General features: G+C 72.3%; 19 protein-coding genes. 14 read left to right on the top strand and 5 right to left on the bottom strand.

Annotation, left to right across the window (positions count from 1 at the left end; translation table 11 throughout):
* Position 1: 1 nt before the first annotated feature.
* From trhO to hisG, 4 genes are all read left to right on the top strand, one after another.
* Entirely contained in the window at positions 2–862 is an 861-nt protein-coding gene (trhO, locus tag LZP97_RS07800; protein ID WP_048773782.1) for an oxygen-dependent tRNA uridine(34) hydroxylase TrhO, read from the top strand.
* A 2-nt stretch (positions 863–864) separates the two neighbouring features.
* On the top strand, positions 865–1,752 hold the full coding sequence (locus LZP97_RS07805; RefSeq protein WP_026138018.1) for a pseudouridine synthase: 888 nt from the start codon (positions 865–867) through the stop codon (positions 1,750–1,752).
* Between the two features lie 60 nt (positions 1,753–1,812).
* On the top strand, positions 1,813–2,076 hold the full coding sequence (locus LZP97_RS07810; protein ID WP_003937712.1) for a phosphoribosyl-ATP diphosphatase: 264 nt from the start codon (positions 1,813–1,815) through the stop codon (positions 2,074–2,076).
* Positions 2,077–2,181: 105 nt separating this feature from the next.
* A complete protein-coding gene (gene hisG / locus LZP97_RS07815) occupies positions 2,182–3,045 on the top strand; it encodes an ATP phosphoribosyltransferase (protein ID WP_010596462.1) in 864 nt (287 codons plus the stop codon).
* 22 nt (positions 3,046–3,067) lie between these two features.
* On the opposite strand, the gene LZP97_RS07820 is transcribed toward hisG, so the two are convergent.
* The 3 genes from LZP97_RS07820 to LZP97_RS07830 all read right to left on the bottom strand — a co-directional run bounded on the left by LZP97_RS07820 (position 3,068) and on the right by LZP97_RS07830 (position 6,654).
* Complete coding sequence (locus LZP97_RS07820) at positions 3,068–4,864, bottom strand: alpha/beta fold hydrolase (RefSeq protein ID WP_040269743.1); 1,797 nt, start codon at positions 4,862–4,864, stop codon at positions 3,068–3,070.
* A 96-nt stretch (positions 4,865–4,960) separates the two neighbouring features.
* Positions 4,961–5,776, bottom strand: coding sequence for a thioesterase family protein (locus LZP97_RS07825; protein ID WP_048773783.1), 816 nt, complete (start codon positions 5,774–5,776; stop codon positions 4,961–4,963).
* Positions 5,773–6,654: a RecB family exonuclease gene (locus LZP97_RS07830; RefSeq protein WP_048773786.1), complete on the bottom strand. Its 882-nt coding sequence runs from the start codon at positions 6,652–6,654 to the stop codon at positions 5,773–5,775. The genes LZP97_RS07825 and LZP97_RS07830 overlap by 4 nt, the downstream gene beginning before the upstream one ends.
* A gap of 70 nt (positions 6,655–6,724) precedes the next feature.
* On the opposite strand from LZP97_RS07830, the gene LZP97_RS07835 reads away from it, so the two are divergent.
* Positions 6,725–7,576 carry a tRNA (adenine-N1)-methyltransferase gene (locus tag LZP97_RS07835; RefSeq protein WP_010596458.1) on the top strand — a complete coding sequence of 284 codons (852 nt, stop codon included), beginning with the start codon at positions 6,725–6,727 and terminating at the stop codon, positions 7,574–7,576.
* Between the two features lie 24 nt (positions 7,577–7,600).
* Here the strand turns inward: LZP97_RS07835 and LZP97_RS07840 are convergent, their stop codons facing one another.
* Positions 7,601–8,098, bottom strand: coding sequence for a hypothetical protein (locus tag LZP97_RS07840; protein ID WP_040269747.1), 498 nt, complete (start codon positions 8,096–8,098; stop codon positions 7,601–7,603).
* A 173-nt stretch (positions 8,099–8,271) separates the two neighbouring features.
* Here LZP97_RS07840 and arc point away from each other — a divergent pair, with 173 nt between their 5' ends.
* From arc to prcA, 6 genes are all read left to right on the top strand, one after another.
* Complete coding sequence (gene arc, locus LZP97_RS07845; protein WP_017681808.1) at positions 8,272–10,056, top strand: proteasome ATPase; 1,785 nt, start codon at positions 8,272–8,274, stop codon at positions 10,054–10,056.
* A 73-nt stretch (positions 10,057–10,129) separates the two neighbouring features.
* The gene (locus LZP97_RS07850) at positions 10,130–10,552 is read left to right on the top strand and encodes a nitroreductase family deazaflavin-dependent oxidoreductase (protein WP_017681809.1); all 423 of its coding nucleotides are present in this window, start codon (positions 10,130–10,132) and stop codon (positions 10,550–10,552) included.
* A gap of 10 nt (positions 10,553–10,562) precedes the next feature.
* Positions 10,563–12,056 (top strand): depupylase/deamidase Dop, encoded by a 1,494-nt coding sequence (gene dop, locus LZP97_RS07855; protein ID WP_010596453.1) that lies wholly within the window; start codon positions 10,563–10,565, stop codon positions 12,054–12,056.
* Between the two features lie 138 nt (positions 12,057–12,194).
* Positions 12,195–12,386: a ubiquitin-like protein Pup gene (locus LZP97_RS07860; protein ID WP_003937722.1), complete on the top strand. Its 192-nt coding sequence runs from the start codon at positions 12,195–12,197 to the stop codon at positions 12,384–12,386.
* Between the two features lie 44 nt (positions 12,387–12,430).
* The gene (gene prcB, locus LZP97_RS07865; RefSeq protein WP_017681810.1) at positions 12,431–13,249 is read left to right on the top strand and encodes a proteasome subunit beta; all 819 of its coding nucleotides are present in this window, start codon (positions 12,431–12,433) and stop codon (positions 13,247–13,249) included.
* On the top strand, positions 13,246–14,043 hold the full coding sequence (gene prcA / locus LZP97_RS07870) for a proteasome subunit alpha (protein WP_010596451.1): 798 nt from the start codon (positions 13,246–13,248) through the stop codon (positions 14,041–14,043). Before prcB ends, prcA begins: the two co-directional genes overlap by 4 nt.
* Here the strand turns inward: prcA and LZP97_RS07875 are convergent.
* Positions 14,031–15,503 carry a bifunctional phosphatase PAP2/diacylglycerol kinase family protein gene (locus tag LZP97_RS07875; RefSeq protein ID WP_048773827.1) on the bottom strand — a complete coding sequence of 491 codons (1,473 nt, stop codon included), beginning with the start codon at positions 15,501–15,503 and terminating at the stop codon, positions 14,031–14,033. The genes prcA and LZP97_RS07875 overlap by 13 nt on opposite strands.
* A gap of 64 nt (positions 15,504–15,567) precedes the next feature.
* Between LZP97_RS07875 and pafA the strand changes: the two genes are divergently transcribed.
* The 3 genes from pafA to LZP97_RS07890 all read left to right on the top strand — a co-directional run bounded on the left by pafA (position 15,568) and on the right by LZP97_RS07890 (position 19,018).
* Complete coding sequence (gene pafA / locus LZP97_RS07880) at positions 15,568–16,926, top strand: Pup--protein ligase (protein ID WP_003937216.1); 1,359 nt, start codon at positions 15,568–15,570, stop codon at positions 16,924–16,926.
* A gap of 80 nt (positions 16,927–17,006) precedes the next feature.
* On the top strand, positions 17,007–18,047 hold the full coding sequence (locus LZP97_RS07885; RefSeq protein ID WP_017682295.1) for a helix-turn-helix transcriptional regulator: 1,041 nt from the start codon (positions 17,007–17,009) through the stop codon (positions 18,045–18,047).
* Positions 18,044–19,018, top strand: a complete 975-nt coding sequence (locus LZP97_RS07890) for a helix-turn-helix transcriptional regulator (protein ID WP_017682296.1) — start codon at positions 18,044–18,046, stop codon at positions 19,016–19,018. Before LZP97_RS07885 ends, LZP97_RS07890 begins: the two co-directional genes overlap by 4 nt.
* The last annotated feature ends 84 nt before the right edge of the window (positions 19,019–19,102 follow it).

Below are 19,102 nucleotides of genomic sequence, written 5' to 3' on the forward strand. Positions count from 1 at the left end.
GGTGGCGATCCCGAAGATCGTGTTGTTCTACCGGTTCACGCCGCTGGCCGATCCGGAGGCGATCCGGTTGTGGCAGCACACCCTGGCGGCGTCGAACGGGCTCACCGGCCGCATCCTCATCTCCGAGCACGGCATCAACGCCACCGTCGGCGGCGACATCGCCGCCGTGAAGCGGTACCTGCGCGGCACCCGCGCGTACGCGCCGTTCGCCGACGCCGACATCAAATGGTCGGACGGGACCGGGCGGGACTTTCCGCGCCTGTCGGTGCGGGTGCGGCCGGAGATCGTGACGTTCGGGGCGCCGCACGAGGTGAAGGTCGACGAGCACGGGGTGGTCGGCGGTGGTGTGCCGCTGTCGCCGCACGGGCTGCACGAGTTGATCGGCGAGCGCGGCGACGAGGTGGTGTTCTTCGACGGACGCAACGCGTTCGAGGCGCAGATCGGCCGGTTCCGTGGGGCGGTGGTGCCGGACGTGGCGACCACGCGCGAGTTCGTGTCGGTGCTCGACAGCGGCCGCTACGACCATCTCAAGTCGCGGCCGGTGGTGACCTACTGCACGGGCGGGGTGCGCTGCGAGGTGCTGTCCGCGTTGATGCGCAACCGCGGGTTCGAGCAGGTGTATCAGCTCGACGGCGGCATCGTCCGCTACGGCGAGACGTTCGGCGACGACGGGCTGTGGGAGGGTTCGCTGTACGTCTTCGACGGCCGGATGAACGTCGAGTTCTCGGACGCGGCGGCGGTGCTGGGGCGGTGCGCGGTGTGCGGGGCCCCGACCTCGCGCTACCGCAACCACCCGGACATCAACGGCCGGGAGCTGAGCCTGGTGTGCGAGGCGTGCGTGCCGGACCCGGCCGGGCCTTGACCGTGGCCGCGCCGCCGCTGCCGGTGCGCGACGGTCTCGGCCCCGATCGGCTGCGGCTGCCGGTGACCGATCCGGCCCGCACGATCCTGGGGTTCCTGCACCGCGCCGAACCCGGTGAGGACTGGCAGCGCCACGTCGCGGCCGGGGAACTCGTCGACGAGCACGGCCGGCCGGTGACCGAGGACACCGGCTACCAGCCGGGTCGGTTCGTGTACTTCTACCGCGAGCCGCCGCCGGAGGTGCCGGTGCCGTTCCCGGTGACCGTCCTGCACCGCGACGAGGGGCTGGTCGTCGTGGACAAGCCGCACTTCCTGGCGACGATCCCGCGGGGCGCGCACATCCGGGAGACGGTGGTGGTACGGCTGCGCCGCGAACTCGGTCTGCCGGAGCTGGTGCCGGTGCACCGTCTGGACCGGATGACGGCGGGCGTGCTGCTGTGCACCGTCGACCCGGCGTTGCGGGGGCTGTACCAGCAGCTGTTCGAACGGCAGCGGGTGCGCAAGGTGTACGAGGCGATCGCCCCCTACCGGCCCGGACTCGAGTTCCCCCGCACGGTGCGCAGCCGCATCCGGAAGCGGCACGGTGAGCTCACGGCGGTGGAGGAGCCCGGCGAGGCCAACTCCGAGACGTGGATCGAGTTGGTGGAGCGGCGCGGCGCGCTGGCCCGGTACCGGCTCCATCCCCGGACCGGGCGCACCCATCAGCTGCGGCTGCACCTGAACTCGCTGGGCGCGCCGATCGTGGGGGACAACTTCTATCCGCGGCTGCGGCGCCGCGCGCCGGACGACTTCTCCGATCCGTTGCGCCTGCTGGCGCGGACCGTCGAGTTCGACGATCCGCGCACCGGGCGGCGGCGCCGGTTCGACAGCGGCCTCACCCTCGGGTTCTGACGGTCCGGCGGGGGACACTGGGTGCGGGAGCGTGCCGCGGTCATGAAACAATGAACCCCCGTGAAGACCTTCGATTCCCTGTTCGCCGAGCTGTCCGAGCGTGCCGTCACCCGTCCCGAGGGGTCCGGCACCGTCGCCGCCCTCGACGCCGGGGTCCATGCCCAGGGCAAGAAGGTGATCGAGGAGGCCGGCGAGGTGTGGATCGCCGCCGAGTACCAGAGCGACGAACAGCTGGCGGAGGAGATTTCGCAGTTGCTGTACTGGGTGCAGGTGCTGATGGTCGGCCGGGGACTGAAGCTCGAGGACGTCTACAAGCACCTGTGACGGCGCGCCGCCGGGCCGTGGCCCGTGGCCGGCCGTCGTGCCCGCGAGACCTCCCGCACGTTTTCCCGCCCCTTGCTGTTCGCACCGTTGCCGAAAGGACCGTCCATGCTGCGCGTCGCAGTTCCGAACAAGGGCTCGCTGTCCGAGTCCGCCGCCGAGATCCTGCGTGAGGCCGGATACCGGCGCCGCACCGACTCGCGCGATCTGACCGTCATCGACCCGGTCAACGACGTCGAGTTCTTCTTCCTGCGCCCGAAGGACATCGCCATCTACGTCGGGTCCGGCGAGCTCGATCTGGGGATCACCGGCCGCGATCTGGCGTTGGATTCGGCGGCGCCGGTCACCGAGCGTCTCGCGCTGGGTTTCGGGTACTCCACGTTCCGGTACGCCGCGCCCAGGGGCCGGGACTGGAAGGTCGAGGATCTGGCCGGTCTGCGGATCGCCACCTCGTATCCGAATCTGGTGCGGCGGGACCTGGCGGCGCGGGGGATCGAGGCGACGGTGATCCGTCTCGACGGTGCGGTGGAGATCTCCATTCAGCTCGGCGTCGCCGACGCGATTGCCGATGTCGTCGGCTCGGGCCGGACGCTGCGCCAGCACGATCTGGTGGCGTTCGGGGAGTCGCTGTGCGACTCGGAGGGTGTGCTGATCGAACAGGAGGGCGCGAGCCGCGGGGATTCGGCGCGCAATCAGCTCGTCGCCCGCATCGAGGGCGTGGTGTTCGCGCAGCAGTACGTGATGCTCGACTACGACTGCCCCAAGCCGGTGCTCGACGAGGCCGTGCAGATCACGCCGGGGCTGGAGTCACCGACGATCTCCCCGCTGGCCGACGATTCGTCGGTGGCGGTGCGGGCGATGGTGCCGCGCAAGGGTCACAACGCGGTGATGGATCGGCTCGCCGGGATCGGGGCGCGGGCGATCCTGGCCACGGACATCCGGTCGTGCCGCGCGATGCGCGGCGTCGAGTAGCCGCGGCCGAGCGCCCGGCGCGTCAGCGCCCGGGGCAGGTGCCGGGGGCGGCGGTGCCGGCGAGACGCTGTTCGGTCCAGGTGAGCAGGTCGGGTACGAGCGGGGAGTCCTCGGCGACGAGCCCGAGGTGGTCCCGGCCGGGATAGGTGCGGTAGTCCAGGGCCCAGTTCTCGGCGCAGCGGTCGCGCACGTAGCCGTCCTGCACGGCGGCGGTGACGAGGGAATCGGTGGCGCCCTGCGCGAGCAGGACGGGCACGGCCATCGTGCCGGTGGGGACGTTCTCCGCGAGGCGGCGGCCGAGGGGTCCGGTAGTGGGGTCGGTGCGCAGCACGGATCGGTCGCGACTGAGCGAGAGTGCCGACAGGACCGAGACGTAGACGGCGGGTTCGGACAGGCACCTCGTCGCCATCTCGCGCACGAGGGTGCGGGCGGCGGGCCCGACGTAGGTGTCGCCGTCGACGTCGTCGTAGACCGCGGTGTAGGCGGCGAGGACGTACGAGGCGAACACGCTGCCGCCGGGAACGGTGTCGAGTCCGGTGGTCAGCGCGACGGTGTCGCTGGCGGGGGCCATCACGGCGATCCCGGCGACGGGTGTGTCCGGGGCGTAGGTGGGGGCGAGCAGCCCCGCCCACAGGGCCGCGTGCCCGCCCTGCGAGTGCCCCCACACGACGGTGCGGTCGGCGAGGTCGAGGTGGTCGAGCTGGTGGGCTGCGCGCACAGCGTCGAGCACCGAGCGTCCTTCGCCCTGCCCGATCAGGTACGGGTGCGGGCCTGCGGTGCCCAGGCCGACGTAGTCGGTGGCCACCAGAGCCCAGCCGCGGTCGAGGAGCGCGGACTCGGCGGGCAGGGCGCCGGCGCCGAGCGGGTCGTCGAGGAGGGTGGGCGCGCAGGGTTCGGCGAAACCGGTGGTCCCGTGGGCCCAGGCGATCACCGGTCGAGGTCCGGGCGGGGCGTTCTTCGCGACCACGACCAGGGCGCTGGCCACGGCGGGCTGGTTGTCGTCGCGGGTGGTGGTGTAGAGGATGCGCCAGGCCTCGGCGCCGTCGGGGACGGCGCGGGTGAACGGTTCGGCGCGCAGCAGCGCGCCGGGATGATCGGGCATCCGGTGCGGTGCGGTGTAGAACGCGTCGACGACGGGGGAGCCGGCGCGCAGGCGGACCGCGACGCCGGCTGCGGCGACGGCCACGAGCAGCGCGAGAACCGCCACGGCCGGTCGCCGGTACCGGGCCGGGGTGCGGCGGGGCGCCGTCGGGGTGGGGCCGGGGGTGCGGTCGTCGAGGGCGGCGAGTCCGTCGCCGATGCGGGTGAGGCCGAAGAACACGGTGCGGATGCCGAACAGGAAGGCGACGACGAGGACCGTGACGTCGGGCCAGCGCCAGGCGAGGACACCGAACACGATGTCGGCGAGGCCGAGGACTGCGGTGGTGAGTCGCTCGTCGAGGTCGCCGCGGGCGGCGCGGGCCAGACGCAGGGCGCCGCCGACGACGAGGGCGAGCGCGACGGCGGGGGCGAGCAGATCCAGGGCCCGGCCGAGCCAGGCGAGGACGACGATGCCGAACCCGATCCAGGCGAGGGCAGTGGCGATGGCCGCCGCACCGGCGTGGGAGCGGTGCGCGGCGAGCAGGTCGGCGGCGCCGGCGGTGATCGCGGCCAGGCCGATCAGCAGGCCCAGCGCGGACAGTGAGGTCAGCGGTCTCGTCGTGAGCAGCAGGCCGAGCAGCAGACAGACGAGTCCGAGGAGCACGGACGTCCACCACGGTGCCGTGCGCAGCGCGGCGGTGGCGGCGCGGGCTCGGCGGTGGGGACCGGTCGCGGGCATGTCGTCCTCCCCTGGCGCCGACCGAAATGTCCGGTCGAGTGTGGCACGGTCCGCGGGCGTCCGCCCGGTGATCGGTGGTCGGTGCCCGCGGCGGGGTCAGCGGGGGCGGACCTGCACGGTCTGCGCGATCCGTCCGACGGCGCCGTCCTCGTCGTACAGCACGCCGGCGGTCATGCCCACCCCGTCCGGGCCGGTGGAGGTCTCGGCGCTGATGCCGATCCATTCGCCGGTCGGTTCCCGGAACAGGTGCACCGTCAGGTCGGTGTTGAGGAATGTCCACTCGGCGGGGTCGAGCTTGGAGCCGACACCGTTGGCGACGTCGGCGACGGTGAACAGCCGCTCCACGGGGGTGGGGGCTTCGCCCTCGACGAGTGCGACGTCGGTGCGCAGCCACGCTGCCGACGGCCCGGGCGCCCCGATGGGGGTGATGGTGCGCCAGTCCAGGGTGCGCACGAACCCGGTCTGCCAGAAGTCGGCGTCGGGGTGTTCGACGGTGCCGCGAGCGGGTGGCGGCAGCGGCGCGTCGGCGGTGTGGGCGACCTCGGGCAGTTCGGTGGTCTGCATGCGCCAGGCGGTGCCGCGGGCCACGGCGCGGGCGGTGCTGTCGGGGCCGGCGGCCCACAGCTCGGCGACGACGAGTTCGACCTTGCGGCCGGGGCGGTCGATGCGGGTGCGGACCTCGATCTCGGTCAGCGGCACCGGGCCGAGCAGTTCGACGCAGATGCGGGTCAGTCGGGCGTCGGGTCGTCGGCCGTGGCGGTCGAGGGCGCGGGCCAGCAGCGCGGACGGCGGGGCGCCGTGCTGCATCGTCGGTGCCCACGTGCTGACGGTGTGCGCGGTGGGCTGGAAGCGTTCGACGTCGGCGCTGGGGTTGCTCCCGTCGATCGGCACGAAGTACGCCGCGTCGCTCACTCGTTCGTCTCCTCCTCGGTGCGGTCCGCACCGGCGTGTTCGTCCGGGCGGTCCGGATAGGGCGGGGCGGTGCCGCCGAATGCCGGGCACCGCACCCGATGATCGCACCACCGGCACAGCGGTCCCGGGTTGGGCCGGAAGTCCCGTGCGTCGGTCGCGGTGCGCACGGCCGCCCAGAGGGCGCGCAGGGTGGTCTCGAAGCGGCGCAGCTCGTCCTGGTCGGGGGTGTAGTCGAGCACCTGTCCGTCCGCGAGGTACAGCAGTCGCAGCCGCGCCGGCACCACGCCGCGGGTGCGCAGCATCACCAGGGCGTAGAACTTCAGTTGGAACAGTGCCGCCGCCTCGCCGTCGGGCCGGGGGGAGCGGCCGGTCTTGTAGTCGACCACGCGCAGCAGGCCCTGCGGGGAGATGTCGAGCCGGTCGACGAAGCCGCGCAGCCGCGGCCCGTCGTCCAGGTCGGTCTCCACCCGCAGCTCGCACGCCTCGGGGGTGAACGCGGTGGGGTCCTCGAGGGTGAAGTAGCGGGCGAGCAGGGCGCGGGCCTCGGCGAGGAACCGGTCGCGCTGGTCCTCGCCGATCACCTCGGCGAGGGCGGGTTCGTGCTCGACGAGCCGCCGCCAGGCCGGTGCCACCAGCTCGGCGGCGGGGGCGGGCAGCCGGTCGGCGGCGGGCAGGGTGAACAACGCTTCGAGGGCTGCGTGGACGAGACTGCCGCGCAGCTGGGCTCGCGACGGGACCTCCGGGATGCGGTCGATCGCCCGGAACCGGTAGAGCAGGGGGCAGCGTTTGAAGTCGGCGGCACGGGACGGCGACAGCGCCGGTGGCCGCGGTGCCGCGGGCCGGTCGTCGGTGGGGGGCGTGGTCGCGGCCGGGTTCACACCTGGCAGGGTATGGCCCGGGACCGACACGGTGTCGGTCCCGGTGGAGCGGACGAAGGTGGATACGGCGATGGCAGCAGGTGGACTCGGGCGCAGCGGACCGTTCGAGGTCGGTGACCGGGTGCAGCTCACCGACGCCAAGGGCCGCAAGTACACGGTGGTGCTCGAGGCGGGCAAGGAGTTCCACACCCACCGGGGCGGGATCCTGCACGACGCGCTGCTCGGCGCGGACGAGGGCAGCGTCGTCACCTCCACGAACGGCACCCCGTATCTGGCGTTGCGGCCGCTGCTGACGGACTACGTGCTGTCCATGCCGCGTGGGGCGCAGGTGATCTACCCGAAGGACGCCGCGCAGATCGTGCACGAGGGTGATGTGTTCCCCGGCGCCCGGGTACTCGAGGCCGGTGCCGGTTCGGGTGCGCTGACCTGTTCGCTGCTGCGGGCGGTGGGACCGACCGGCCGGGTGGTGTCCTACGAGGTGCGCGAGGATCACGCCGAGCATGCGGTGCGCAACGTCGAGACCTTCTTCGGGCAGCGTCCCGGGAACTGGGATCTGACGGTGGGGGACGTCGCGGACTACGACCTGGACCGGCACGGTCCGGTCGACCGGGTGGTGCTGGACATGCTGGCCCCGTGGGATGCTCTGCCGACGGCGGCGAAGGCGCTGGTGCCCGGTGGGGTGCTGATCGTGTACGTGGCGACGGTGACTCAGCTGTCGAAGGTGGTCGAGGCGCTGCGGGAGCAGACCTGCTGGACGGAACCGCGGTCGTGGGAGTCGATGGTGCGCGGCTGGCACGTGGTGGGTCTGGCGGTGCGGCCGGAGCACCGGATGCAGGGGCACACCGCGTTCCTGGTCAGCGCGCGCCGTCTCGCCGAGGGCACCGTCACGCCGAAGCCGCAGCGCCGGCCGAGCAAGGGCTGATCCGGCCGGGGGCCGAGCGCTCGGTCACCGGCAGGTCAGGGACCCCATCGCCAGGACCTGGCAGGTGCTCTCGTCCGCCAGGTGCCAGGTTCCGTCCTCCCGCTCGAACGTCATCGGCATCGGGGCGCCGCCGTGCGGGCCGGTGACCTGCACGGTCGCCGTGACCGTGTCGCCGTCGACGGACTCGACGGTGTCGACGTCGGCGGTGAGCGGGTAGCCGGCGAGCACCCCGTTGAACTGTTCGAGCAGCGCGGCCCGCGCCGCGCCGTTCTCGACGATCGCGGTCTTGTCGGCCGCCGGCACCGCCGGGTCGAAGAACGTCGCCAGCACGGCGTCGAGTTCGGCCGCGGACGCGGCGGACGGGGCGGCGGTGGACTGGACGGCGGTGGACTGGACGGCGGTGGACTGGACGGCGGTGGACTGGACGGCGGCACCGGTGGAGTCGCCGGTGGCGCAGGCCGGCAGCGCGGTCAGTGCGGTGGCGGCGACGGCGGCAGCTGCCCACCTGGTGCGAGTGGTCACGGAAGTCCTTTCGACCCGGCTGCGAGAAAGGCAAGGCTAACATCGGTCGTGGGGTCCCGGGTCGCCGCCGTGAGGAATCCGACACGCATTCGCCGCATGCCGATTTCGCGTCGCACCACACAGTCGGCCGTCTGCCGGTAGCGTGGAATGACCGATAGTGGAGGGAGTCGCACATGAGCTCGACAGAGAACCCGGATTCGGTTGCGGCGGCACAAGAACTCGAAGCGCTGCGCGCCGAGGCGACCGCCCTGCGGCGGCGGCTCGTCGAACCGTCCGAACAGGTCCGTGACCTCGAGGCCCGGCTCGACTCCCTGACCGTGCGCAACGGCAAGCTGATGGACACCCTCAAAGAGGCCCGCCAGCAGCTGATCACCCTGCGCGAGGAAGTCGACCGGCTCGGTCAGCCCCCCAGCGGTTACGGGGTGCTGCTCGGCATCTACGACGACCAGACCGTGGACGTGTTCACCTCCGGCCGCAAGATGCGGGTCACCGTGTCCCCGAACCTCGAACCCGAGTCGTTCGTCTCCGGACAGACGGTCCGGTTGAACGAGGCGCTGACCGTCGTCGAAGCCGGCGGCTTCGAGCGGGTCGGGGAGATCACCACCTTGCGCGAGGTCCTCGACGACGGCACCCGCGCCCTCGTGGTCGGACACGCCGACGAGGAACGCATCGTGTGGCTGGCCGCGCCGCTGGCCGCCGCGGCGGCAGCCGCGGCCGGGATCGTCGAGGTCGGCGAGGGCGGCGAGGACACCGAAGCGTCGTTCAAGCTGCGGCCGGGCGACTCGCTGCTGGTCGACAGCAAGGCCGGGTACGCCTTCGAGCGCATCCCCAAGGCCGAGGTCGAGGACCTCGTCCTCGAAGAGGTTCCCGACGTCGACTACAACGACATCGGTGGCCTCGGCCGGCAGATCGAACAGATCCGCGACGCGGTGGAACTGCCGTTCCTGCACAAGGACCTGTTCCGGGAATACGCGCTGCGCCCACCCAAGGGGGTGCTGCTCTACGGCCCGCCCGGCTGCGGCAAGACCCTCATCGCCAAGGCCGTCGCCAATTCGCTCGCCAAGAAGATCGCCGAGGCCCGCGGCGAGGATTCGAAGGAGGCCAAGTCCTACTTCCTCAACATCAAGGGCCCCGAACTGCTCAACAAGTTCGTCGGCGAGACCGAACGCCACATCCGGTTGATCTTCCAGCGGGCGCGGGAGAAGGCGTCCGAAGGCACCCCGGTGATCGTGTTCTTCGACGAGATGGACTCGATCTTCCGCACCCGCGGCTCCGGGGTGTCCTCCGACGTCGAGACCACGGTGGTGCCGCAGCTGCTGTCGGAGATCGACGGTGTCGAGGGCCTCGAGAACGTCATCGTGATCGGCGCGTCCAACCGGGAGGACATGATCGACCCGGCGATCCTGCGGCCCGGCCGGCTCGACGTGAAGATCAAGATCGAACGGCCCGACGCCGAGGCGGCACTGGACATCTTCTCCAAGTACCTCACCGAGGGACTGCCGGTGCACGCCGACGACCTCGCCGAGTTCGGCGGGCACCGCGGTGCGTGCGTGCGCGCGATGATCGAACGGGTCGTCGACCGGATGTACGCCGAGAGCGAGGAGAACCGCTTCCTCGAAGTGACGTACGCCAACGGTGACAAGGAGGTCCTGTACTTCAAGGACTTCAACTCCGGGGCGATGATCCAGAACATCGTCGACCGCGCCAAGAAGTACGCGATCAAGTCGGTGCTCGAGACCGGGGCACCGGGCCTGCGGGTGCAGCACCTGCTCGACTCCATCGTCGACGAATTCGCCGAGAACGAGGACCTGCCCAACACCACCAACCCGGACGACTGGGCACGGATCTCGGGCAAGAAGGGCGAACGCATCGTCTACATCCGCACCCTGGTCACCGGTAAGAACGCCAGCGCCAGCCGGGCCATCGACACCGAGTCGAACACCGGCCAGTACCTGTGACGCCGTCCCGGTGGGGCCGCCGCGGGGAGCGGCGGCCCCACCGGGACCCGACGCGACCGGCAGGAGGGTGAGCGTGCCGCTGCCCCGTGCCCTCGCCCGGTTCAACCGGGTGGTCACCAACCGGCTCGCCCGGCCCGTCGCCGGGCACCTGCCGGGCACGGCGATCGTCGAACATCGCGGCCGGCGCAGCGGGCGCCGCTATCGCACCCCGGTGCTGGTGTTCGGCCGCGCAGGCGGCTACCGCATCGCACTGACCTACGGTCCCCGGACCGACTGGGTGCGCAACGTGCGTGCCGCGGGCGGCTGCACCCTGCACCACCGCGGCCGCCGTCTCGACCTCGTCGACCCCGTCCTCGGCCGCGACCCGACGGCGGGCTGGGCGCCGCCCGGGGTCCGCCAGGTCCTGCGCGCGACCGGCTCGGTGGAGTTTCTCGACACCGCCGTCGCCCCACCTTCCGCCCGTCCCGGCCCGCCCGACCCGGCGCCGATCGCCTAACCTCGACGTCATGCAGCGGATCATCGGCATCGAGGTCGAGTACGGGATCTCCTCACCCAACGAGCCCACAGCGAACCCGATCCTCACGTCCACCCAGGCGGTGCTGGCGTACGCGGCCGCCGAGGGCGTGCCCCGCGCCAAGCGCACCCGCTGGGACTACGAGGTCGAATCCCCCCTGCGCGACGCCCGCGGCTTCGACCTGGGCCGGTTCAACGGCCCGGCCCCGGTCATCGACGCCGACGAGGTCGGCGCCGCCAACATGATCCTCACCAACGGCGCCCGGCTGTACGTCGACCACGCCCACCCGGAGTACTCGGCGCCGGAGGTCACCGACCCCCTCGACGCGGTCATCTGGGACAAGGCCGGCGAACGGGTGATGGAGGCGGCCGCCCGGCACGCCTCGAGCGTGCCCGGCGCGCCGCGCCTGCAGTTGTACAAGAACAACGTCGACGGCAAGGGCGCCTCGTACGGCACCCACGAGAACTACCTCATGGCCCGCGACACGCCGTTCTCGGCGGTGGTCGCGGGGTTGACCCCGTTCTTCGTCTCCCGGCAGGTGATCACCGGCTCCGGCCGGGTCGGCATCGGCCAGTCCGGCGACGAGGCGGGCTTCCAGTTGTCGCAGCGCGCCGACTACATCGAGGTCGAGGTCGGGCTCGAGACCACACTCAAGCGGGGCATCATCAACACCCGCGACGAGCCGCACGCCGACGCCGACAAGTACCGGCGCCTGCATGTCATCATCGGCGACGCCAACCTCGCCGAGATGTCGACCTACCTCAAGGTCGGCACCACCGCGCTGGTGCTGGATCTGATCGAGGCCGGTGTGGACCTGTCGGATCTGCAGCTGGCGCGGCCGGTCACCGCCGTGCACCACATCAGCCACGACCCCACGCTGCGCAAGACCGTGGCCCTGACCGACGGCCGGGAGCTGACCGGCCTGGCCCTGCAGCGGATCTACCACGAGCGGGTCGCGACGTTCCACGACGGCACCGACGACAAGCGGGTCCGCGACATCCTCGACAAGTGGGCGATGGTCCTCGACCTGCTCGAACGCGACCCCATGGACTGCGCGCACCTGCTGGACTGGCCCGCGAAACTGCGCCTGCTCGAGGGTTTCCGCAACCGGGAGGGCCTGGCGTGGTCGGCGCCGCGGCTGCATCTGGTGGACCTGCAGTACTCCGACGTGCGGCTGGACAAGGGCCTGTACAACCGGCTCGTCGCCCGCGGCTCGATGGAGCGCCTGGTCGCCGAGCAGGATGTGCTCGACGCGGTGCATACCCCGCCGTCGGACACCCGCGCGTTCTTCCGCGGCGAATGCCTGCGCCGGTTCGGCGCCGACATCGCCGCCGCCAGCTGGGACTCGGTGATCTTCGACCTGGGCGGCGAATCGCTGGTGCGCATCCCCACCCTCGAGCCGCTGCGCGGCAGCCGCGCGCACGTCGGCAAGTTGCTCGACTCGGTGGATTCGGCGGCCGCGCTGGTCGACGAACTGACCAGCTGACCCGCCCGGGCGGGCGCGACACGCGCGTAGTCGCGCGGAGTGTCGCATCTGCTCGGTAGGGTGGAGGTCCGAGCAGTCGGTGCTCGCGCCGGTCGCGGCCGGGGCGGGCGCCACGAACGAACGAGGAGGTCGACCGCTATGGCTCAGGAGCGGACCACACGCGGTGGCGGAGGCGACGACGACGAGGTCGTCGGCGACGGCGGTGCCGGTCAGGAACGACGCGAGAAGCTCGCGGCCGAGACCGACGACCTGCTCGACGAGATCGACGACGTGCTCGAGGAGAACGCCGAGGACTTCGTGCGTGCGTACGTGCAGAAGGGCGGCCAGTGACAGCGGAGCGTTCGCCGATCCCGTTCCCCGTCCACCCGCCGCACATGCCGTTCGGTTCCCCGCTGTCCTCGTTCTCCGACCACCTGCGCCTGCACGCGCCGGAACTGCTGCCGGAGAACCGTCCCGGGCTGCGCGGCGCCGACGCGGACATCGCCCCGCACGGCACCACGATCGTCGCGGTGACGTTCGCCGGTGGGGTGCTGATCGCCGGTGACCGGCGCGCCACCATGGGCAACATGGTGGCCAGCCGGGACGTGCAGAAGGTGTTCGTCACCGACAGCTACTCCGCGGCCGGGATCGCCGGCACCGCCGGGCTGGCCGTCGAACTCGTGCGCCTGTTCGCGGTGGAACTCGAGCACTACGAGAAGATCGAAGGTGTCCCGCTGACCTTCGACGGCAAGGCCAACCGGTTGTCGTCGATGGTGCGCGGCAACCTCGGGGCCGCGATGCAGGGCCTGGCGGTGGTCCCGCTGCTGGTCGGCTACGACCTCGAGGCACCGGACCCGCAGCGCGCCGGCCGGATCGTGTCCTACGACGTGGTGGGGGGCCGCTACGAGGAGCGCGCCGGCTACCACGCGGTGGGCTCGGGGTCGTTGTTCGCCAAGTCGTCGCTCAAGAAGCTCTACCGCGCCGACGCGGACCAGGCGGCGGCGCTGCGCACCGTCGTCGAGGCCCTCTACGACGCCGCCGACGACGACACCGCCACCGGCGGCCCGGACACCGCCCGCGGCATCTATCCCACCGCGGTGGTCATCACCGCCGACGGCGCCGTCGAGGTGCCGGAGCAGACATTGTCCGAGCTGGCCCGCACCGTCGTCGCGGACCGCACCGTCACCGAGTCCGGGCAGGGAGGTGCGCTGTGACGCTGCCGTACTATGCGTCCGCCGAGCAGATCATGCGCGATCGCTCGGAACTGGCGCGCAAGGGCATCGCGCGGGGCCGCAGTGTGGTCGTGCTGATCTACGCCGACGGGGTGGTGTTCGTTGCCGAGAACCCGTCGAAGGCCCTGCACAAGGTCAGTGAACTGTACGACCGCATCGGATTCGCCGCGGTCGGCAAGTACAACGAGTTCGAGAACCTGCGGCGCGCCGGGATCGTGCACGCCGACATGCGCGGCTACTCCTACGACCGGCGCGATGTGACCGTGCGGTCGCTGGCCAACGCGTACGCCCAGACCCTGGGCACCATCTTCACCGAGCAGCCCAAGCCGTACGAGGTGGAGATCTGCGTCGCCGAGGTCGGCCGCGCCGAGTCCGCCGACACGGCGCAGCTGTACCGCATCACCTACGACGGGTCGATCGTCGACGAACCGCAGTTCGTGGTGATGGGTGGGCACACCGAACCCATCGCCACCGCGCTACGCGAGTCGTACCGGCCGGGGCTGTCCCTCGCCGAGGCGGTGCAGGTCGCAGTGCAGGCCTTGCAGCAGGTGCCCGCCGCCGGACCCGAGAACGGCACCCGGGTGCTCGGCCGCGCCGAACTCGAGGTGGCGGTGCTCGAGAAGCCCCGCCCGCGCCGCGCGTTCCGCCGCATCACCGGCGCCGCGCTCGACCAGTTGCTGCCGGGCAGTGACACCGCCGGGCCGGGCAGTGACACCGCCGGGGCGGGCAGTGACACCGCCGGGGCGGACGGAGCGGAGCCCGCTCAGGGTTCCTGATCGACGGGCCGGTAGACGGTCAGCGCGCCGGGGGCGCTGCGGAACTCGAACCGCGTGCCCTCGGCGAGGACCTCACCGTCGGTGGCCAGGGCGACCCGCCCGTCACGCACCCGCACCGACAGCGCCGGCGCATCGCGCCGCACGTGGATCGGGGACCCGGCGAGGCTGCCGGTGGCCGCGGCCGCGAGCAGTCGCGTCCGCGACCAGTGCAGATCGGCCCGCAGATACCGCACGTCCAGGGTCCCGGTGTCGAGGCGGGGCCGTGACATCGGCACCCGATCGTCCGGTGCGTACCGTCCGTTGCCGACGAACAGCAACCACACCGCGGTGGGCACCCCGTCCAGCGACACCCGCAGCGGGCTCGCGGTCGCGAGGACCGCGGCCAACGCCGCCGCGGCGGCCGGCCACTTGCCGATCCGCGGCTCCCAGCGTTCGCGCAGCCGCACCGAGTCCGGATAGCCGCCCACGCTGGCGGTGTTGACGAACACCGGGCCACCCTCCGGCCCGGACCTGTCGACCTGTACCCGGCCGAGATCCACGCGCTGGGCCTGCCCGCGCTCGACCGCGCGCACGGTCTGCTCCAGGTCGAGCAGCCCGGCGTCGCGCGCGAAATGGTTCAGGGTGCCGCCCGGGAACACCGCCAGCGGCAGGCCGTGCGCCACGGCCGCGCCGGCCGCGGCCCGCACGGTGCCGTCCCCGCCGTGTACGCCGAGCGCCGCGGGGGCGTGCTCGGCGACGTACCGGTCGAGTTGGGTGGCGAACTCCTGGTCCGGGTCGAGGACGATCACCCGTGCCCGGGGCAGCGCCGCGGCGATCGCGTCCGCGCCGTCGTCCCGGCCCGCGTCGGGGTTGACCAGCACCAGCAGGTCCCGGCCTTCCGGCAGGGCGGGAGCCGGGGCGGGTGGGCCCAGCCGGGCGGGCTCCTCGGTGCGGACCGCCCACCAGCGCCGGGTGGCCAGGGCCACCGCCGTGCCGAGGGCGACGCCGGTGACCACGTCGGCCGGCCAGTGCACCCCGGTGTGCACCCGGGAGTAGGCGACCGCCGCGGCCACCGGCGCGAGCACGGCCCCCGCCAGCGGGGATTCGAGGGCCATCCCGGTGGCGAAGGCCGCCGCCGACGCCGAATGCCCGGACGGGAACGACGACGAGCGCGGCGTCGGCAGCGAGCGGCGCAGCGGCCCGTCCTGCCGGGCCGGGGGGCGGCGGCGCGGCAGCAGCGGCTTGAGCACCCCGTTGGCCAGGGCGCTGGCCCCGCCCAGGGCCAGCAGGCCGCGGACGGCGCCGCGCCGGGGCCGTCCGCCCATCGCGGCGCACGCCGCGGCGCAGCCCAGCCACAGCCGACCGTGGTCGGCGGCGCGGCTCAGGCCGCGCAGCACGGGGTCGGCGGGGGAGGGCCGCAGGGCGGCGCTGCCCGCGAACAGGGACCGGTCCAGGCGTGTCAACGGTGCGGGGGCGAACATCACGGGTTCGACGGTAATCCCGTTGCGGCTCATGCTCGGTGATTCCGCGCGGTACTGTCGAAGTGTGCAGCGACGAATCATGGGCATCGAGACGGAGTTCGGCGTCACGTGCACCTTCCACGGGCACCGGCGGCTGAGCCCGGACGAGGTCGCCCGGTATCTGTTCCGCCGGGTGGTGTCCTGGGGGCGCAGCTCGAACGTGTTCCTCCGCAACGGGGCGCGCCTGTACCTGGACGTCGGGTCGCACCCGGAGTACGCCACGGCCGAATGCGACGACCTTCTCCAGCTCGTCGAGCACGATCACGCCGGCGAGCGGGTGCTCGAGGAACTGCTGATCGACGCCGAGCAGCGCCTCGCCGAGGAGGGCATCGGCGGGGACATCTACCTGTTCAAGAACAACACCGACTCGGCCGGCAACTCCTACGGCTGCCACGAGAACTACCTCGTGGTGCGGGCCGGGGAGTTCTCCCGCATCTCGGACGTGCTGCTGCCGTTCCTGGTGACGCGGCAGTTGATCTGCGGCGCCGGGAAGGTGCTGCAGACCCCCAAGGCGGCCACGTTCTGCCTGTCGCAGCGCGCCGAGCACATCTGGGAGGGCGTGTCGTCGGCGACCACCCGGTCCCGGCCGATCATCAACACCCGCGACGAGCCGCACGCCGACGCCGAGAAGTACCGGCGGTTGCACGTGATCGTCGGGGACTCGAACATGTCCGAGACCACCACGATGCTCAAGGTCGGCTCCGCGTCGCTGGTGCTCGAGATGATCGAGGCCGGGGTGGCGTTCCGCGACTTCGCGCTCGACAATCCGATCCGGGCCATCCGGGAGGTCAGCCACGACCTGACCGGGCGCAGGCCGGTGCGCCTGGCCGGTGGCCGGCAGGCCAGCGCCCTCGACATCCAGCGCGAGTATCACGGCCGGGCGGTGGAGTACCTGCGCACCCGCGAACCCGATCCGCACGTCGAGCAGGTGGTGGATCTGTGGGGCCGGGTGCTCGACGCGGTCGAGTCGCAGGACTTCGCGAAGGTCGAAACCGAGGTCGACTGGGTGATCAAGCGCAAGCTGTTCCAGCGCTACCAGGACCGCTACGACCTGGAGCTGTCCGACCCGAAGATCGCCCAGCTGGACCTGGCGTACCACGACATCAAACGCGGGCGCGGGGTGTTCGACCTGCTTCAGCGCAAGGGCCTGGCCACGCGGCTGACCGACGACGAGTCCGTCGACGCGGCCGTGCACACCCCGCCGCAGACCACCCGGGCGAAGCTGCGCGGCGACTTCATCGCCGCCGCGCAGGACGCGGGCCGCGACTTCACCGTGGACTGGGTGCACCTCAAGCTCAACGATCAGGCGCAGCGCACGGTCCTGTGCAAGGACCCGTTCCGCTCGGTCGACGAACGCGTCGAACGGCTCATCGCCTCGATGTAGGAGCGCCCCGGGGTCGCCGGCAGAGGGGCCGGCGTCCGGTAACCGGGTCGACCGGCGGGCGGGGGATTAGGCTGCACCGCGTGGCGAATTCCAAAGTCGAGCGGCTGGTGAACCTGGTCATCTGCCTGTTGTCCACCCGCCAGTTCCTCACCGCCGAGAAGATCCGCGCCTCCGTCGCCGGATACGACGACTCGGGCAGCGACGAGGCGTTCAGCCGCATGTTCGAACGCGACAAGAACGAGCTGCGCGATCTGGGGATCCCCCTCGAGACCGGCATGCCGTCCCGGTTCTCCACCGTCGAGGGCTACCGCATCAACCGCGACGCCTACGAACTGCCCGAGATCGAACTGACCAGCGCCGAGGCCGCGGCGGTCGCGGTGGCGGCGGCGCTGTGGGAGTCACCGGAGCTCACCTCCGCGGCGCAGGGCGCGCTGCTCAAGCTGCGCGCCGCCGGGGTGCAGGTCGATGCCGATCCGGCGGGCGCGATCACCGCGATGCCCACCCGCAGTCGCGGTTCCGAACCGGTGCTGGGGCGGCTGCTCGCCGCCGTCGACGCGCGCCGCGCGGTGCGGTTCCGGCACCGCAGTTCCCCGACCGACCCGTGGACCGAGCGCACCGTCGAGCCGTGGGGGGTGGTCACGGTGCACGGTCGCTGGTATCTGGTGGGGTTCGACCGGGACCGGGGGGCGCCGCGCACCTTCCGGCTCTCCCGGATCGACGACGACATCACCGAGTTCGGTCCTGCCGGGGCCGTGCGGATCCCCGAGGGGGTGGACCTGCGGGCGCACGCCCGCGCCGCCACCGCCACCGGCGACGTGACCGGTCATGCCCGGGTGTGGGTCGCGGACGGGCGCGCATTCGAACTGCGCCGGCTCGGCACCGAGCACGAGCGCCGCGTGGTGGGCGCCCGGCCCGGCACGGTCCTGGACGTGCCGGTGCGGTCGTGGGAGTGGATCGGGCGGGTGATCGCCGGGCAGGGCGCCGACGCGCTGGTGCTCGACCCGCCGGAGTTGCGCGAGGAGGTGCGCCGCACCCTGGCCCGGGTGCTGGCCACCCCGACGGTCGCGGCCGGCGCCGGCACGAACAGCGGCGTGGCCGCCGAGCGGGGGGAGCACCGATGAGCACACGTCTGTCCGGTCGGCTGACCCGGCTGCTGAACCTGGTGCCCTACTTCCTGGCCCATCCGGGGATCAGCGCCGCCGAGGCCGCGCGCGATCTCGGGGTCACCCCGAAGCAGATCATGGACGACCTGAATCAGCTGTGGGTGTGCGGGCTACCCGGCTACGGTCCCGGCGACCTGATCGATCTGTCGTTCTCCGAGGACAGCATCGTGGTCACCTTCACCGCCGGGATCGACCGGCCGCTGCGGCTGACGTCCACCGAGGCCACGGCGCTGCTGGTGGCGTTGCGGTCGCTGGTGGAGATGCCCGGTGTGGTCGACCCCACCGCGGCGCTCGGGGCGATCGCGAAGATCGAGGCGGCGGCCGGCACGGCCGCGGCCACCGCCCGCCCCCCGGCCCCCACACCTCCGGTCGCCGAGGATCCGGTGGCGGCGACGGTGCGGTCGGCCGTGCAGCACGGACGGGCGCTGCACCTGACCTACTATTCGGCCTCCCGCGACGCGGTGTCCGAACGCGACGTCGATCCGATCCGGATCGTGCTGGTCGGGGAGCAGACCTACCTGCAGGCCTGGTGCCGCGCCGCCGACGGGGTGCGGCTGTTCCGGTTCGACCGCATCGACGCCGCCACCGAACTCGACGAACCGGCGGATCCGCCCGAGCGGGCGCTGGACGAGGACGACCACCTCGACCTGTTCGCGGGGGACCCGGCGCTGCCGGCGGCACGGTTGCGCATCGAGTCCGGCTACGGGTGGCTGCTCGACTACTATCCGCTCACCGATGTGCAGGCCCACGAGGACGGCGTCGTCGACGCGGTGATGCACTACGCGTCGCTGGACTGGATGGCGCGCCTGGCCGTCGGCCTCGGCGCGGGGGTGCGGGTGCTCGGCCCGCCGGAGCTGGTCGCGGCGGTGCGGGACCGGGCGCAGGCGGCGCTGACGGCGTACGACGCGCTCGCCGGGAACGGTGTGTGAAGCCGCTGCGAACTCCCTGTGAACGCCCCTGTGCGGCGCGCCGCGGCAAGGGCGGTCCGGTAGCATCGACGCCAGCAGATCAGT

Origin of the sequence: Rhodococcus sp. DMF-1 (assembly GCF_021441945.1) — a bacterium.
Lineage (GTDB): Bacteria > Actinomycetota > Actinomycetes > Mycobacteriales > Mycobacteriaceae > Rhodococcus > Rhodococcus ruber.